Consider the following 15,098-nt stretch of genomic DNA (forward strand, 5'->3'; position numbering starts at 1 on the left):
TCGGGGTATGTCGCGGCGACGGTTCGATCAGGCCATGCAGCTCATGCGCAAGAGCGACCCCCAGGTCAGCGAGGACGCGTTCGACTTCCTGCGCGAGCACGCCGACGCCTACGTCGAGGAGCTGATCGCCGAGTTCGCGGCCGAGCGCGACGACCACGGCCTGCGCTGCTGGCTGCTGGAGCTGATCGCCGAGGCCCGCTCGCCGAGCGCGCTGCGGGTGTTCCGCGACGAGCTGGAGAGCATGGACGACTCGCTGCGCTTCTGGGCCGTCCGGGGGCTGGAGATGCTCGACACCCGCGAGGCGGAGCAGGTGCTCGACGAGGCGCGCGCCAACGGCTGGATCTCCTGAAAGACCGCCGCCCATGACCGACCTCCCGGCCCGTGCGGCCGGGAGGTCGTCATGCGCTCAAGACCCGCTGATCTCCTCGGAGAGCGTGCAGCAGCACTGCCCGCCGTCACCGCAGTCGTGCCCCGGCTCCCCGCCCCGCGCGAACGCGGCGGGCGTCGCGGCGGCGCGGGCGCCCCCGGACGGCCGCTCGTAGACGACGCGCCCGCCGACCAGCGTCGTGGTGACCTGGAGGTCGGCGAGGTCGTGCGGGTCGGCGCCGAGGACGTCGCCGCCGACGACGCAGACGTCGGCGGCCATCCCCGGTTCGAGCGTGCCCTTCCAGCGCTCCGCGTGGTCCTGCCACGCCGCCACGCGGGTGTAGGTGGCGAGGCTCTGCGGGACCGTGATCCGCTCCGCCTGCCCCGCGACGCCGCCGTCCGCCCCCTCGCGCAGCGCGGCCGTCATCACGCCGCGCAGCCACTGCGGTTCCACCACCGGCGCGTCCGACCCGGACGTGGTCTTGACGCCCGAGGTGATCGCGCTGCGGTAGGGCCACTGGTACTCGGTCAGCTCGCGGCCGATGATCGATTCGAGCACCCGGCCCTGGAGGTAGAGGATCTCCGCGTTCAGGTTCGCGCCGATGTCGTGGCGCGCCATCGTCCGCAGCGTCCGGGCCGAGGGGAAGTTGCAGTGGATCACGTAGTGGCGCAGGTCTGCGCGGTGCCGCGTTGACCTGACATATCCGGCGACGACCGCGTCGATGGTGGCGTCGCCGCACGAGTGCGTGCCGACCTGGAGCCCGGCGCGCGCCGCCATCGCGATCATCTCGTGCAGGTTCGCCAGCTGCTCGGCCGCGGTCGCGCCGTCGATGGTGAGGCGCCCGTTGGACCCGTCGAGGTAGGGCCTGTTCATCCACGCGGTCCGGAACCGGGGGATGCCGTCGGCGAAGATCTTGACGCCCGCGACGCGCAGCACGCGGGGATCGACGTCGTGGAGCGGGCGGTACCGGTCGAGGACGTCGCGGAGCGTCCGCGGCCCGGTGCCGCTCCCGAGCAGGGCGGTGATCCGCATCGGCAGCGCGCCCGCGCGCGCCTTCTCCGCGTAGAGCGCGAGCGTGTCGAGGTCGATGCCCGGCTCGGTGGCGCTGGTGACGCCCCTGGAGTGCAGGAGGCCGATCGCCGCGTCGATCGCCTTGGATCGTTCCTCGCGGGTGAACGGCGGCACCACGTTCCGGACGAGGCCCTGCGCCGTCTCCCGCAGCACGCCCGTCGGTTCCCCGTGTGCGTCCTTGTCGATGACGCCGCCCGGCGGCGGGACGGTGTCGCGGGTGATGCCCGCCTTGCGCAGCACGGCCGTGTTCACCGACGTCGCGTGCCCCGAGAAGTCGTTCAAGATCACCGGGTGGTCGCCCGAGACCGGGTCGATGTCGGCGGCGACCGGCGCGCGCGGCAGCACGAGCTCCTGCCATCCGCGACCGCGGATCCACGAGTCCGGCGCGGACGCCGCGCCCGCGGCGGTGCGGATCACGGCGACCAGTTCCTCGATCGTCTTCGTGTCCACGTTGACGTTGAACGGCGGGACGCTCAGCCCGTGCGAGCCGAGGTGCAGGTGCGTGTCGTTGATCCCCGGCAGCACCGTGCCGCCGCCCGCGTCGAGCAGTTTCGTCCGGCGGCCGGTGTAGCGCCGCATGTCCCGGGCCCGCCCGACGGCAAGGATGCGCCCGCCCCGGATGGCGACCGCCTCGGCCTTGCGGAAGTGCTCGTCGAGGACGAGCACGTGCCCGTTGTGGATGACGAGGTCGGCGTCGCCGCCTCGCTCGGCGTCCGCGTCCGCGTGCGCGGCGGCGGGCAGCGCTCCCGCGGCGGCGGTTCCGGCGGCCACGGCCGCGGCTCCGTGCAGGACCTGGCGGCGGTGGATCTCGGTTGACGGCGGCATGTCCGGGACCTCCTTGAGTGGATGATCGCGGCGGGTGGGCCCAGTCTCGCCAGTGCTGTTGATGAAGTCAACAGTTGGCATTCGGGCAACCTGCACGGTGGCCGGTCCGCGCCCGAGTTGCGGCACCGGCACGAATGCCGCTGGCCTGGAGGAACAACGTCGGGAGCGCCCGGACGGACGATGCCGGTCAGAGGGTTCCCGACTGGGTGTTGTCATTGTCATCAAACGCGCGCACCATGCGAGGTGGGAGCGGTGTCGTGGCGTGCACGGCGGGCGCACCCCCTTGACCGCCCCTCCTTGGTCATGCACACTCGCTTCAACTGGCGCACAAACGTGCGACAGGCGAACCTTCCTTCCCTGACATCCGTCCGGCTGAAACGAGTCCCATGACCTCCCATGAGGCGGCGCGGGGCGGCAGGAGGCTCGCCGCCCCGCCGCACCCGAACCCCACGGCTCCGGTCCTGCGGCTGCCGTCGCTGAGCTGCGACGCGCACTGCCACATCTTCGGACCCGGCGACGTCTTCCCCTACCCGGAGGACCGGGCGTATGACACGCCCGACGTCACCAAGGAGGACCTGCGCCGCCGGCACGACCTGATGGGGGTGGAGCGGGCGCTCATCGTCCAGTCCGCCGCGCACGGCACCGACCACGCCGCGCTGCTCGACGCGCTGCGCAGCAATCGGGGCCGGTACCGGGGCGTCGCGCTGCCGACCCCGCGCACCACGCCGGCCGAGGTCGCGGGCCTGCACGAGGCCGGGGTGCGCGGCGTGCGCCTCCAGTTCATGCCGCACCTCGGGACGAGTCCGTCGCCGGACGAGGTGCGCGCGGTGGCCGATCTCGTCCGCCCGCACGGCTGGCACATGGCGTTCCACATCGCGGGCGACACGGTCGTGGACATGTTCGACACGCTCCGCGCCGGCGGCCCGCCCGTGGTGATCGACCACATGGCGCGCGTCGACCTGCGCACCGGTCTGGACGGCCCGCAGGTGAGCGCGCTGCGGCGGCTGCTCGACACCGGGAACGTGTGGGTCAAGCTCAGCGCGCCCGACCGGCTCTCGGCCGGGGGCCCGCCCTACGACGACGCGGTCGAGCTGGCCGCGCTGCTCGCCGCGCAGGCGCCCGAGCGCTGCCTGTGGGGGAGCGACTTCCCGCATCCGAACGTCCGCGAGATGCCCGACGACGGGGTGCTCGTCGACCTGATCGGACGGATCGCGCCGGACGAGAAGACCCGGCACCGCATCCTCGTCACCAACCCCGCCGAGCTGTTCGACTTCCCGCTGGAGGGTGCATGACCTCCGGGGCGCCCACGAGTCTGCATCCGCGCGGCACGGTGTTCACCCGCGCGCCGCGCCCGAGCGAGGAGGTCCTGCGCGCCTACGACGAGCTGGCCGTGGCGTCGGTGCACGAGGCGATGGGGCAGCGCAACCTGCTGCGCGGGGTCCGCCCGCTGGCGCCCGGCACCCGCGCGGTCGGGCGCGCGGTCACCGCGCTTGACCTGTCCGGCAGCAACCTGACCCTGCACGCGATGCTGGAGGTGGCGGGGCCGGGCGACTTCCTCGTCTGGACGTCCCAGCACGGGCCCGTCGACTCGGCCGTGTGGGGCGCCAACGTCAGCGAGTCCGCCGCCGCGCGCGGGCTCGCGGGCGCGGTGATCGAGGGGCACGCCCGCGACATCGCCGACATCGAGCGGGTCGGGTTCCCGCTGTGGGCGCTCGGCGTGACCCCGGCCGCGACCGGTAAGACGCGCACCGGGTGGGGCAACGTCCCCGTCGTGTGCTGCGGCGCCTACGTCCGGCCGGGCGACCTGATCGTGGCCGACGGCGACGGCGTCGCGGTCGTCCCGCTGGAGGACGCGGGCCGCGTCGCCGAGGCCGCCGCCGCCCGCGACCTGCGCGAGACCACCACCCTGACCCCGCGCGTGCGCGAGGGCGCCTCGCTGTTCGCGGTGCGCGACTGGAGCCAGAACTTCCCCGCCGACGGCGGTCGCTTCGTCGACGCCGCGTGGGACCGAGCCGACGAGAGATGACGAGAGGAACGGAGCGCGCATGAAGGCCATCGTCGCCAGGGAGACCGGTCCGCCCAGCGTCATGCAATGGACGGACATGGAGCCGCCCAAGCCCGCGCCCGACGAGTGCGTGGTGAAGGTCGAGGCGTGCGGCGCGTGCATGCACGAGGTGCTCGTCCGGCGCGGCGACCGGGCGCAGGGCACCGGCTTCCCGATCATCCCCGGGCACGAGGTCGTCGGCGAGGTCGTCGAGGTCGGCGCCGCCGTCGTGGACTTCGCGGTCGGCGACCGGGTCGTCGCCAACCAGCGGCAGCGGGTGTGCGGGAAGTGCCGCGAGTGCCGGACGGGCCGCGAGACCCGCTGCCCGCGCAAGGTGTTCCTCGGCGACATCGGGTTGAACGGCGGCTACGCCGAGCTGGTCACGGTGTCGGACGGCAGCCTCGTGAAGGTGCCGCCGGGCATCACCTCCCCGCACGTCGCGATCGCGTCCTGCGCCATCGGCACCCAGCTCAACGCGCTGCGCGACGTCGCGCACCTGGAGATCGGCGAGACCGTGCTGGTCACCGGCGCGGGCGGCGGCGTGGGGCTGCACGCGATCCAGCTCGCCAAGGCCTCGGGCGCGCGGGTGGTCGCGCAGACGACCTCGCCGGAGAAGGTCGAGGCGGTCCGGCAGGCGGGCGCGGACGAGATCCTGCTGGTCGAGCGGGGCGCCGACTACAGCAAGGACGTCATGGAGGCCACCGCCGGGCGGGGCTGCGACATCGTCCTGGAGAACGTCGGCGCCGCGTCGTTCCTGTCGAGCATCAAGACCGTCGCGCTGCACGGCCGGCTCGTGCTGGTCGGCGAGGTGCAGAAGGTGCCGCCGCCGGTGGAGGTGGACCTCGTCGGCTGGCGCGGCCGCGACATCTCGGTCCATTCCGCGGCCAGCACCACGCGGCGGCAGCTGGAAGACGTGCTGACGCTCATCGAACGGGGTCTGGTGACCCCGGTGGTGACCGACACGCTGCCGATGTCGGAGGCGGCGCGGGCCCACGAAATCCTGGAGAGCGGCTCGGCGACCGGGCGGATTCTCCTGGTCCCCGACACCGCGGCGTGAACTGTGGAAGGAAACGGCGATGAGACGTCGTAGCTCGGGCTCTCTGACGTTTCGCGTGGTGCTGTCGCTGGTCGCCGTCGCGCTGGCGGCGGCCGGCTGCGGCGGCGGCGACTCGGGTTCCAAGGAAAAGGGTGAGAACCTGCGCACCGTGAAGGTCGCGCTCTCCATCAAGGCGATGAACGCCAGTTTCGCCGCCATTCCCGTGGCCCGCTATCTCGGCTACTTCAAGGAGGAGGGCCTGAAGGTCGAGACGACGTTCACGCCCGGCTCGACGCAGGCGATCCAGGCCGTCGCCGCCGGGCAGCTGGACATCGCCGCGCCGGTGCCGCAGTCGCTCATCCCCGACGCGGTGACGAACAAGTCCGACCAGCGGATGTTCTTCAACTGGGCGCGGTCGCAGGTGGCGAGCTTCGCGGTCGAGGACGCGAGCCCGATCCGGAGCTGGCAGGACTTCAAGGGCAAGAAGATCGGCGCGCAGAGCCTCGGCAGCGGGACGATCCCGCTGGCCAAGGCGCTGCTGCGGGAGCAGGGCCTGGACCCCGACAAGGACGTGCAGTTCGTGTCGGTCGGGCTGGAGGCCGCCGCCTACCACGCGATGCAGAGCAAGCGCATCGACGCGCTGATGCTGTTCGACTCGCAGTACGCGGCGATGGAGAACCTCGGCGCGAAACTCCGCTACTTCAACTCGCCGCTGGGGAAGCGGCTGTTCTCCACCGGGTTCTCCGCGAAGCAGTCGTTCATGCGGGCCAACCCGAAGGTGATCGAGGGATTCGGGCGGGCGATGGCCAAGGCGAACGTCTTCGCCACCGCCAACCCCGAGGCCGCGATCAAGATGATGTACAAGGTCTATCCGAAGACGAACGTCCCCGGCGTCCCCGAGAAGAAGAAGATCGCCGACAACAAGCGCATTCTCGCGCTGCGCACCACCTACCTCACGACCGGCGACCCGGCCGGCCACAGGAACTGGGGCTCCTTCCCCGAGGACGGCGTGAAGGCGTGGAGCGACTTCTCGGTCACCACGAAACTCACCCCGGGCGCGTTCAAGGCCGACCAGATCGTCACGAACCAGTTCGTGCAGGCCTTCAACAATTTCGACAGCCGGCAGATAGCGAACGCGGCGAAGACCTACAAGTTCGGAGGCTGAGATGGCGACGACAGGGCACGCCGTCGAGCTCGCCGGCCTGCGGCACGTGTTCGCGGGCCGGGGCCGCGGCCGGCGGGCCGTGCACGGGGTCGAGGCGATCAGGGACGTCGACCTCACCGTCGAGCCCGGCGAGTTCGTGAGCATCGTCGGGCCGAGCGGCTGCGGCAAGAGCACGATCCTGAAGATGATCGCGGGGCTGCTGCGTCCCGCCGAGGGCGCCGTGCGCGTCTGGGGCGAGCCGGTCACCGGGCCGCGCCGCGACATCGGCATCGCGTTGCAGGACGCGACGCTGCTGCCGTGGCGGGACGTCATGTCCAACTGCCTGTTCCCGGTCGAGCTGCACGGCAAGGTCACCGCCGAGGCCCGCGAGCGGGTGGCCGGGCTGCTGGAGCGGGCCGGGCTCGCGGGGTTCGAGTCGCGCCGTCCGAAGGAGCTGTCGGGCGGCATGCGGCAGCGCGTCGCGATCTGCCGGGCCCTCGCCGACGACCCCCGGCTGCTGCTGCTCGACGAGCCGTTCGGCTCCCTGGACGCGCTGACCAGGGAGCAGATGAACATCGACCTGAACCGCCTCTGGCGGGAGTCGGGCAAGACCGCGATCCTCATCACCCACGGCATCGACGAGGCGGTGCTGCTGTCCACACGGGTCGTGATCCTGTCCGAGCGTCCCGGCACCGTTGTGGAGGTCGTCACCCCGCCTTTCCCGAAGGCGCGGACCAAGGAGCTGATGGCGACGCCGGAGTTCGCCGAGGTGTGCGGGCGCATCCGCGACCGGCTGTTCGCCGCCGAGCAGAAGGTCGGCGGATGACCGCCCCGGCGGCGAATGCCGGGGTGGCGGCGCGCTGGGGCGGGCTGGTCGCGGTCACCGCCGCGCTGCTGCTGGCCTGGCAGATCCTCCCGTCGGACGTGCAGGGCGACGGCAGTTCGGTGCCGAAGCTGGACGCGGTGCTGAAGGCGCTCGGCCCGTCCGGCGAGTGGGGCGAATACCTGAAGGCGCTGCGGACCACGCTCGGCGAGGCGTTCTTCGGGCTGCTGATCGGCTTCGCCGCCGGGGTGGTGCTCGGCGTGCTGCTCGGCGAGTCGCGGATTCTGCGGCAGGGCTTCTACCCGTACGCGCTGGCGTTGCAGGCGCTGCCGCCGATCGCGCTCGCGCCGATCTTCGTGATCTGGTTCGGGCTCGGCATGCAGTCCAAGATCGGGCTGGTCGCTGCGGCGACCCTGTTCCCCGTCCTGGTGAGCACGATGGCGGGCGTCGCCGAGACCGACCGCGGCCGGATCGAGATGGCGACCGCGTTCGGCGCGTCCAAGTCCCAGATCAGGCTGCGGATCATCTTCCCCGGGCTGGTCGTGCCGATCTTCTCCGGGCTGGAGATCTCGGTGGTGCTGTCGTTCCTGGCCGCGATCGCCGGCGAGCTGATCAGCGCCAACGCCGGAATCGGCGTGATCTTGCAGGTCTACCAGCGCGACTACCGGCTGGCCGAGGAGTTCGCCGTGCTGATGATCCTGGTGGTGGTCGGGCTGGCGCTCGCGCTGCTGGTGCGGCTCGCCCGGCGTCTCGTACTGGAGCGCATGCCCAATGAATAAGGTGACCGAGGCACCCGGCAGACCCGTCCGGTCCCGGCGGGATCTCGAACCGAGGCGTCCCCTGCTGGCCGGGCCGCTCGGGACGGCGGCGTTCGTGCTGCTGCCGCCCCTCGTGGTCGGCCTCGCCGGCGTCCTGCTGATCCAGCTCGTGATCTCCCGCTTCGAGATCAGCGGGGTCGTGATCCCCAAGCCGACCGAGGTCTGGGAGATCATGAGCTCGGACCTGTTCCTCGACCAGGTCGGGCAGAGCGCCTGGGAAACCTGGAAGGCCACGCTGATCGGGTTCGCGCTGGGCGCCGGGGCTGGCATCGCGCTCGGCGTGCTGATGGCCGAGTCCCGGACGGCGCGGTTCGTCCTCTACCCCTACGTCGTCGCGTTCCAGTCCCTCCCCAAGATCGCGCTCGCCCCGGTGTGCGCGCTGTGGCTCGGGTTCGGGCTGACGATGAAGTTCAGCTTCGCGGCGATGCTGGCGTTCTTCCCCGTCCTGATCGCGATGCTGTCGGCGCTCTCGACCGTCTCGGAGTCGCGGCTGGAGATGGCGACGGCGTTCCACGCGGGACGCTGGCAGCGCTTCCGCCGGATCTCGCTGCCCTCGGCGGTGCCGGGCATCGTGTCCGGGCTGGAGATCGGCATGGCGTTCGCGCTGATCGGCGCGATCGTCGGCGAGTTCGTCGCGCCGTCGGCGGGCGGGCTCGGGCAGCTGCTGCTCACCTACAGCGAGGCCATCAACGTGGCCGCCGAGTTCTCCGTGCTGGTCGTGCTGATGCTGCTCGGCGTCCTCCAGAACAAGATTCTTTTCGGGCTCGTCCGGCTGGGCACGCGAAGGTTCTTCGAGTCGTCCCGATGACGGCCTACGACCTGCTGGTCAGGGGCGGCCGGGTGCTCGATCCGGGCGCGGGCCTGGACGGCCGCCTCGACGTCGGGGTCCGCGGCGGCGTGATCGCCGCCGTGGCGCCCCGCCTCGACCCCGCGTCGGCGGCGCGGGTGCTGGACGCCTCGGGCGCCCTCGTCTGCCCCGGCCTGGTCGACGCGCACGCCCACGTCTACTGGGGCGAGACGCCGATGGGCGCCTGGCCGGACGAGGTGTGCGCGGGCGGCGGCGTCACGACCGTCGCCGACGGCGGCAGCAGCGGCACCGACTCGTTCGCGCGGTTCCGGCGCTGGATCGTGGACGGCTCGCGCACCCGCGTCCTGTGCCACCTCAACCTCGCGCGGACCGGGCTGACCAGGTCGACGGGGGAGCTGCGCCCGGGCCTCGTGGATCCGGACGGCGTGGCACGCCTGATCCACGAGCACCCCGACCTCGTGGCCGGGATCAAGCTGCGGCTGTCGGAACCGATCACGGGCGGGCCGTGCCGTCCGATGCTGGAGCTGGGCGCGCGGGTCTCCGCCGAGACGGGCACGCCGCTGCACGTCCACATCGGCGGCACCGCCGAACCGCTCGCCGACCTGCTGCCGCTGCTGTCGCCCGGCGACACGGTGACCCACTACCAGACACCCCGGCCGAACGGCTTGCTGGACGACACCGGTGTACTGCTCCCCGCCGCGCGCGAGGCCCGCGAACGCGGCGTCCTCTTCGACTGCGGCCACGGTATGAGCCATTTCGGCTTCGCCGTCGCCGAGGCCCTCCTGGCCCAGGGCTTCCCGCCGGACACCATCAGCAGCGACCTCAGCCGCCGCTCCTTCCCCGACCTCGCATTCGGCCTGCTCACCGTCATGAACAAGTGGCTGGCACTCGGCATGCCGCTCGCCGACGTGGTCCGCGCGGCCACCACGTCCCCGGCCGCCGCACTCGGCTGGGGAGACCGAATCGGCGCACTGCGTCCCGGGGCGGAGGCCGACATCGCGGTACTGAAATGGGAGAACGGCGAATTCACCTACACCGACGCCCTGGGCGAGCGGCGCGGCTCGCGCGGGAGGCTGGTTCCGGTGGCGACTGTTCGGCGAGGAACGGCGTCATCAACGGGACCAGGGCGTCGGGGCGGTCCAGCGGAATGAGGTGGCCGCAGTCGTCGATGACGTGGCCGGTGAGGTCGTCGGCGAGGGGGCGCAACTGGCGTTCGAGCACGTCGCCGACCGGGTGGGCGCCGACGGTCATCGTAGGCACGGTGAGGCGGTGCGAGTTCGCCGCGTCCTGGATCTGGCGGGCGCTCGTGGGCAGCGCGCGGTAGTAGGAGAACGCGCAGCGGAGGGCGTCCGGGCCGGTGTAGGCGGCGACGAACGCGTCCCTTATCGGACGCGGCACGTCCCGCGTGCACGTGCCGGAGGTGAGGAACCAGTCGATGTACTCGGCCTCGTGGCCGATCAGGACGGTCTCGGCGAGGCCCGGGACGGAGTGGAAGCCGAACCACCACGGCGTGGGGAGGGCCTCGGCGCCGGGCAGCCGTCCCAGCAGCGACTCCATGAGGACGAGCCGCCGCACGCGCTCGGGCCGCCGCAGGGCCAGCAGGAACGCGGGCGGGGCGCCCGCGTCGATCCCGGCGACCGCCGCCGAGGGTTCGCCGAGCGCGTCGAGGAGCGCTTCGGCGTCGGCCGCGAGGGTGGCGGCGTCGTATCCGTCCGCTGCCCGGGTGGTGGCGCCGGTGCCGCGCATGTCCGGGGCGATGACGCGGTGGCGGTCGGCGAGCGCGGCGATGACCTCGGTCCAGAGCCGCCAGGTGTGCGGGAAGCCGTGCAGCAGCAGGACGGCGGGCCCGTGCCCGGCGACCGCCACGTTGAACTCGATGCCGTTGGCGGCGACCCGCCGCGTTGGGGGAAGCGAGGCCATGCCGAACCCTTCGGGGTAACCAATGGTGACAAGCTGACCATAGGTAACCTGTGCCGTAGGCCCAAGAAGGCACTTTCCCGACAGGTGGTGAGTTCCAGGTGACCCCGAGGAGCGGTGCGCGCGGCGACCTCTTCGATCCGCTGTGCCCGACCCGCCGGCTGCTGGACCGCATCGGAACGAAGTGGACGTCGATGGCGGTGAAGGTGCTGGCGTCGGCCGCGCCGGGCGAGCTGCGCTTCGCCGAGCTCCAGCGGCGGATGCCCGGCGTCTCGCAGAAGATGCTGTCGGTGACGTTGCGGAACCTGGCGCGGGACGGCCTGGTCGTCCGGCGGGTGGAGCCGACCGTGCCGCCGCGCGTCCACTACCGGCTCACCGACCTGGGCCTGTCGCTGGAGGTCGTGCTGGCCGCCGTCCGCGACTGGGCCGAGGAGCACATGGCCGAGATCGACGCGGCCGGCGCAGAGTAGCCCCGTCTGGCAACGGTTTACCGCCCGTCGTCCATTCAATGGATGATGGTCACATGTCGCGGATCTTGGTTCCGGGGCGCCAGCCGAGCGCCCGGGAGATGCCGAGGCCGCCGGCGATCACCGGCGGCAGCACCGCGCGGGGGTTCACCGAGCCCGAGCGCACCACCACCGACAGCGCCGCGACGACGCGCCCGTCGCCGTCCACGATCCGCGTCGCGATCGAGTCGGCGCCCGGGGTGAGCTCGCCGCGCACGCTCGCGTTGCCGGTGCGGCGGCACTCGGCCAGCTCGCCGCGCAGGACGCCCGGGTCGACGGTGGTCGCGGGCGTGTACCGGCGCAGCGGGCCCGCCAGCACCCGGTCGACGAGGTCGGCACCGCCGTGCGCGAGGACGACCTTGCCGACCCCCGAGCAGTGCAGCGGCAGCCGCCCGCCCACCTGCGAGACCAGCTCGGGCGCCTGCGGCGCGGACAGCCGCTCGATGATCACGGCCTCGGTCCCCTCCAGCACCGCGAGCTGCACGTGCTGGTGGAGCGCGGTGTAGAGGTCCTCCATGAACGGCTGGGCCTGCGTGCGCAGCGACTCGGTGAGCGGCGCCAGCGTGCCGAGCTGCCACAGCCGCAGGCCGATCGTGAAGCGGCCGTCGTGCCGGCGGGTCAGCGCCCCGGCGTCGGTGAGCTCGATGGCCAGGCGGCGGACGGTCGCGTGCGGCAGCCCGGTCCTGCGGACCAGGTCGGCGAGGCTGAGCACGTTCTGGCCGGGCTGGAACGCGAACAGCACCTCCAGGAGGCGGGAGCTGACGCTCCGGCCCGGCTCGCTGGTGCGCGGCATGGCGCGGCCTCCTCTCGTTGACCCGCGAGGATAGCCGACGGTGTCCATAGGATGACCAACCGCGCGCCACGGGACGGGCCGCCGGGGCAGCATGGCGTCGTCAGCAGGCAGGCGGCGACCATGGGGGACCAGACGATGCTCGGGCCGGACGGCGGCACACCGGAGATCGCGATCATCGGCGGCGGGATCGGCGGCCTCGCGACCGCCGCGTTCCTCCACCGCGCGGGTCTCCGCGGCACGGTGTACGAGCAGGCGCCCGCGCTGCGCGAGGTCGGCGCGGGGCTCGTCGTCGCGCCCAACGCCGCCCGCCTCCTGCGCGGGCTCGGCGTGCTGGAGCAGCTGCTCGGCAGCGCCGTCCGGCTGGAGGTCGGGTGGGAGTTCCGGCGCTGGCGGGACGGAACGGTCCTGTCGGCCGAGGACCTCGCGACGGCCTGCGAGCGCCTCTACGGCGAGCACACCTACACGGTGCACCGCGCCGACCTGCTGGAGGCCATCGGCCGCGCCGTCCCGCCGGGCGAGGTCCGGCTGGGCAAACGCTGTGTCGCTATCGACGTCCGGGATGGCCGCGCGTTGCTGCGCTTCGAGGACGGCGAGAAGGCCGAGGCCGACGTCGTCATCGGCGCGGACGGCGTCCACTCGACGGTCCGGGCCGCCATCGCCGAGCCCCACGACGCGACCGACTCCGGCCTCTGCGCGTTCCGCGCCCTGGTGCCCGGCGAGAGCGCGCCGCCGTTCGCGCGGCGTCGCGCGCAGACGCTCTGGATCGGGCCCGGCCGCCACCTGGTGCACTACCCGATCTCCGGCGGGCAGCTCGTCAACCTCGTGGCGTTCGCCCCGGCGGGCGAGGACTCGGTGGAGTCGTGGACGGCGCGCGCGACCGTCGAGGAGTTCCTCGGCGAGTTCGACGGCTGGGACCCCCGGCTCGTCGGCCTCATCGCCGCCGCGCGGGACCCCGGACGGTGGGCGCTGCTGGACCGCGCGCCGCTGCCGAGCTGGAGCCGCGGCCCGGTGACGCTCCTCGGCGACGCCGCGCACCCCATGTTCCCGTTCTTCGCGCAGGGCGCCGCGCAGGCGATCGAGGACGCGGCGGTCCTCGCCCGCTGCCTCGCCGACGACGCCGCCGACCCGCCCCGCGCGCTGCGGCGCTACGAGGCGCTGCGCCTGCCCCGCACGTCCCGGTTGCAGGAAGTGAGCCATGCGCGCTCGGACGTCAACCACCTCCCCGACGGCCCGGACCAGCGCGCCCGCGACGCGTCCTTCGCCGGGACCGACCCGCTGGTCGACAACGGCTGGATCTACGGCTACGACCCCGACGCCGCGATCGCCGCCGAGCCCGCCGCGGGCTGAACCCCGGACACGTCCGCCCGCCGAGCCCCGCGGGCCCCACCGCAGAAGGAGATCTCCATGACCGTCACCGAGGACGCCCCGGCCGTCCGCACGAGCGAGCTGTTCATCGGCGGGCGGTGGTGCGCGGCCGAGCACGGCCGGACCGTCCGGACGAGTTCGGAGCTGACCGGCACGCCCGTCGCCGAGGTCGCGGCCGCCTCACCCGCCGACGCGCGCCGCGCCGTCGAGGCCGCCGAGCGCGGGCTGGAGACGTGGGCCGGGTGGCCGCCCGCGCGCAGGCGCGCCGTCCTGGAGCGGGCGGCGGCGCTGTTCGCCGAACGCGCGGACGACCTTGCCGCGCTGATGCGACAGGAGATGGGCGCCGCGCGGCCGTGGTGCGAGTTCAACGTGTCGGTCGCGCGGGGGATGCTCGCCGAGGCCGCCGCGCAGGCGTACTCGGCCGTTGGGGAGGTCATCCCCTCGGACGTGCCCGGCCTGACCGCGCTCGGCGTCCGCCGGCCGGCCGGCGTGGTGGTCGGCATCGCGCCCTGGAACGCCCCGCTGATCCTGGGCGTGCGCGCGCTGGCGATGCCCCTCGCCTACGGCAACACGGTGGTGCTCAAGTCGTCCGAGCAGGCGCCGTGCACTCAGGGGGCGATCGTGGAGGTGCTGCACGACGCGGGAGCCCCGCCCGGCGCCGTGAACCTGGTCAGCAACGCGCCGCCGGACGCGCCGGAGGTCGTCGAGGCCCTCGTCGCGCACCCCGCCGTCGCGCGGGTGAACTTCACGGGCTCGACCCGTGTCGGCCGCGTCATCGCCGAGATCGCGGGCCGTCACCTCACCCGCACCGTCCTTGAGCTGTGCGGGAAGGCCCCGTTGATCGTGCTCGCGGACGCCGACGTGCGGGCCGCCGTCGATGCCGCGACGTTCGGCGCGTTCCTGAACCAGGGGCAGGTCTGCATGTCGACCGAGCGGCTGATCGTCGACCGCTCGATCGCGGACGAGGTCGCCGGACGGCTGACGGAACGGGCCGAGAGCCTGGTCGTGGGGCCGCCGGACGACCCGTCCACCCAGCTCGGGCCCATGGTGAACCGCGGCGCGCGCGACCGCGTGCTCGCGCTGGTGGACGACGCCCGCGCGCAGGGCGCGCAGGTGCTGACCGGCGGCGAGGCCGAGGGCCTCTACCTGCGCCCGACGGTGCTGCGGGACGTGACGCCCGCGATGCGGATCTACGCGGAAGAGTCCTTCGGCCCGGTGCTGTCGATCATTGAGGTGGACGGCCCCGACGAGGCGGTCGAGGTCGCCAACGACACCGAGTACGGGCTGTCGGCGGCGGTGTTCGGCGGCGACGCCGGCGCGGCACTCGACCTGGCGCGCCGCGTCCGGTCGGGGATCTGCCACGTCAACGGGCCGACCGTCCACGACGAGCCGCGGATGCCGTTCGGCGGGGTCGGCGCGAGCGGCTGGGGGCGCTTCGGCTCCCGCGCCGCGCTGGAGGAGTTCACGGAGCTGCGGTGGATCACCGTCCAGACCGGTGAGCGGCACTACCCCATCTGAGAACACGCCTCCGCCTCGGAGGCCCAACGGACGTGGCGGGGGCCTCGTCGTCAGGAGAGTGCA

Annotated in this window: 14 protein-coding genes and 1 pseudogene; 12 read left to right on the forward strand and 3 right to left on the reverse strand. The window is 73.0% G+C overall.

Annotated elements, in window-relative coordinates:
• Nucleotides 1–7 precede the first annotated feature (7 nt).
• Entirely contained in the window at nt 8–349 is a 342-nt protein-coding gene (locus tag K2F47_RS18000; protein WP_242904899.1) for a HEAT repeat domain-containing protein, read from the forward strand.
• Between the two features lie 57 nt (nt 350–406).
• Here K2F47_RS18000 and K2F47_RS18005 read toward each other — a convergent pair whose 3' ends face one another.
• The gene (locus K2F47_RS18005; RefSeq protein ID WP_242904901.1) at nt 407–2,263 is read right to left on the reverse strand and encodes an amidohydrolase; all 1,857 of its coding nucleotides are present in this window, start codon (nt 2,261–2,263) and stop codon (nt 407–409) included.
• A gap of 386 nt (nt 2,264–2,649) precedes the next feature.
• Between K2F47_RS18005 and K2F47_RS18010 the strand changes: the two genes are divergently transcribed.
• The 8 genes from K2F47_RS18010 to K2F47_RS18045 are packed head-to-tail and all read left to right on the forward strand — an operon-like array spanning nt 2,650 to nt 10,087.
• The gene (locus K2F47_RS18010) at nt 2,650–3,555 is read left to right on the forward strand and encodes an amidohydrolase family protein (protein ID WP_242904903.1); all 906 of its coding nucleotides are present in this window, start codon (nt 2,650–2,652) and stop codon (nt 3,553–3,555) included.
• Nucleotides 3,552–4,289, forward strand: a complete 738-nt coding sequence (locus K2F47_RS18015; protein WP_242904907.1) for an RraA family protein — start codon at nt 3,552–3,554, stop codon at nt 4,287–4,289. The genes K2F47_RS18010 and K2F47_RS18015 overlap by 4 nt, the downstream gene beginning before the upstream one ends.
• Before the next feature lie 19 nt (nt 4,290–4,308).
• Entirely contained in the window at nt 4,309–5,364 is a 1,056-nt protein-coding gene (locus tag K2F47_RS18020; protein ID WP_242904908.1) for an alcohol dehydrogenase catalytic domain-containing protein, read from the forward strand.
• 19 nt (nt 5,365–5,383) lie between these two features.
• The gene (locus K2F47_RS18025; protein ID WP_242904909.1) at nt 5,384–6,508 is read left to right on the forward strand and encodes an ABC transporter substrate-binding protein; all 1,125 of its coding nucleotides are present in this window, start codon (nt 5,384–5,386) and stop codon (nt 6,506–6,508) included.
• 1 nt (nt 6,509) lies between these two features.
• A complete protein-coding gene (locus K2F47_RS18030) occupies nt 6,510–7,313 on the forward strand; it encodes an ABC transporter ATP-binding protein (RefSeq protein WP_242904910.1) in 804 nt (267 codons plus the stop codon).
• The gene (locus K2F47_RS18035; protein ID WP_242904911.1) at nt 7,310–8,089 is read left to right on the forward strand and encodes an ABC transporter permease; all 780 of its coding nucleotides are present in this window, start codon (nt 7,310–7,312) and stop codon (nt 8,087–8,089) included. Before K2F47_RS18030 ends, K2F47_RS18035 begins: the two co-directional genes overlap by 4 nt.
• A gap of 1 nt (nt 8,090) precedes the next feature.
• Entirely contained in the window at nt 8,091–8,936 is an 846-nt protein-coding gene (locus K2F47_RS18040; protein WP_242904912.1) for an ABC transporter permease, read from the forward strand.
• A complete protein-coding gene (locus K2F47_RS18045) occupies nt 8,933–10,087 on the forward strand; it encodes an amidohydrolase family protein (RefSeq protein ID WP_242904913.1) in 1,155 nt (384 codons plus the stop codon). The genes K2F47_RS18040 and K2F47_RS18045 overlap by 4 nt, the downstream gene beginning before the upstream one ends.
• 28 nt (nt 10,088–10,115) lie before the next feature.
• Here the strand turns inward: K2F47_RS18045 and K2F47_RS18050 are convergent.
• Nucleotides 10,116–10,856, reverse strand: a pseudogene (locus tag K2F47_RS18050) (alpha/beta fold hydrolase); the annotation flags it as partial.
• A gap of 98 nt (nt 10,857–10,954) precedes the next feature.
• Here K2F47_RS18050 and K2F47_RS18055 point away from each other — a divergent pair.
• Nucleotides 10,955–11,323, forward strand: coding sequence for a winged helix-turn-helix transcriptional regulator (locus K2F47_RS18055; protein WP_242904914.1), 369 nt, complete (start codon nt 10,955–10,957; stop codon nt 11,321–11,323).
• Nucleotides 11,324–11,372: 49 nt separating this feature from the next.
• On the opposite strand, the gene K2F47_RS18060 is transcribed toward K2F47_RS18055, so the two are convergent.
• The gene (locus K2F47_RS18060; protein WP_242904915.1) at nt 11,373–12,152 is read right to left on the reverse strand and encodes an IclR family transcriptional regulator; all 780 of its coding nucleotides are present in this window, start codon (nt 12,150–12,152) and stop codon (nt 11,373–11,375) included.
• A gap of 51 nt (nt 12,153–12,203) precedes the next feature.
• Here K2F47_RS18060 and K2F47_RS18065 point away from each other — a divergent pair, with 51 nt between their 5' ends.
• Both K2F47_RS18065 and K2F47_RS18070 read left to right on the forward strand, forming a co-directional pair.
• Nucleotides 12,204–13,499 carry an FAD-dependent monooxygenase gene (locus tag K2F47_RS18065; RefSeq protein ID WP_242904923.1) on the forward strand — a complete coding sequence of 432 codons (1,296 nt, stop codon included), beginning with the start codon at nt 12,204–12,206 and terminating at the stop codon, nt 13,497–13,499.
• Between the two features lie 57 nt (nt 13,500–13,556).
• Nucleotides 13,557–15,035, forward strand: coding sequence for an aldehyde dehydrogenase (locus K2F47_RS18070; RefSeq protein WP_242904931.1), 1,479 nt, complete (start codon nt 13,557–13,559; stop codon nt 15,033–15,035).
• The last annotated feature ends 63 nt before the right edge of the window (nt 15,036–15,098 follow it).

Source organism: Actinomadura terrae (assembly GCF_022751215.1).
Lineage (GTDB): Bacteria > Actinomycetota > Actinomycetes > Streptosporangiales > Streptosporangiaceae > Spirillospora > Spirillospora terrae.

What these genes read in the sequence shown, in the direction of transcription:
- K2F47_RS18000 (WP_242904899.1), top strand. Translation starts at nt 8, where the DNA reads ATGTCGCGGCGACGGTTCGATCAGGCCATGCAGCTCATGCGCAAGAGC.
- K2F47_RS18005 (WP_242904901.1), bottom strand. Translation starts at nt 2,263, where the DNA reads ATGCCGCCGTCAACCGAGATCCACCGCCGCCAGGTCCTGCACGGAGCC.
- K2F47_RS18010 (WP_242904903.1), top strand. Translation starts at nt 2,650, where the DNA reads ATGACCTCCCATGAGGCGGCGCGGGGCGGCAGGAGGCTCGCCGCCCCG.
- K2F47_RS18015 (WP_242904907.1), top strand. Translation starts at nt 3,552, where the DNA reads ATGACCTCCGGGGCGCCCACGAGTCTGCATCCGCGCGGCACGGTGTTC.
- K2F47_RS18020 (WP_242904908.1), top strand. Translation starts at nt 4,309, where the DNA reads ATGAAGGCCATCGTCGCCAGGGAGACCGGTCCGCCCAGCGTCATGCAA.
- K2F47_RS18025 (WP_242904909.1), top strand. Translation starts at nt 5,384, where the DNA reads ATGAGACGTCGTAGCTCGGGCTCTCTGACGTTTCGCGTGGTGCTGTCG.
- K2F47_RS18030 (WP_242904910.1), top strand. Translation starts at nt 6,510, where the DNA reads ATGGCGACGACAGGGCACGCCGTCGAGCTCGCCGGCCTGCGGCACGTG.
- K2F47_RS18035 (WP_242904911.1), top strand. Translation starts at nt 7,310, where the DNA reads ATGACCGCCCCGGCGGCGAATGCCGGGGTGGCGGCGCGCTGGGGCGGG.
- K2F47_RS18045 (WP_242904913.1), top strand. Translation starts at nt 8,933, where the DNA reads ATGACGGCCTACGACCTGCTGGTCAGGGGCGGCCGGGTGCTCGATCCG.
- K2F47_RS18060 (WP_242904915.1), bottom strand. Translation starts at nt 12,152, where the DNA reads ATGCCGCGCACCAGCGAGCCGGGCCGGAGCGTCAGCTCCCGCCTCCTG.
- K2F47_RS18065 (WP_242904923.1), top strand. Translation starts at nt 12,204, where the DNA reads ATGACCAACCGCGCGCCACGGGACGGGCCGCCGGGGCAGCATGGCGTC.
- K2F47_RS18070 (WP_242904931.1), top strand. Translation starts at nt 13,557, where the DNA reads ATGACCGTCACCGAGGACGCCCCGGCCGTCCGCACGAGCGAGCTGTTC.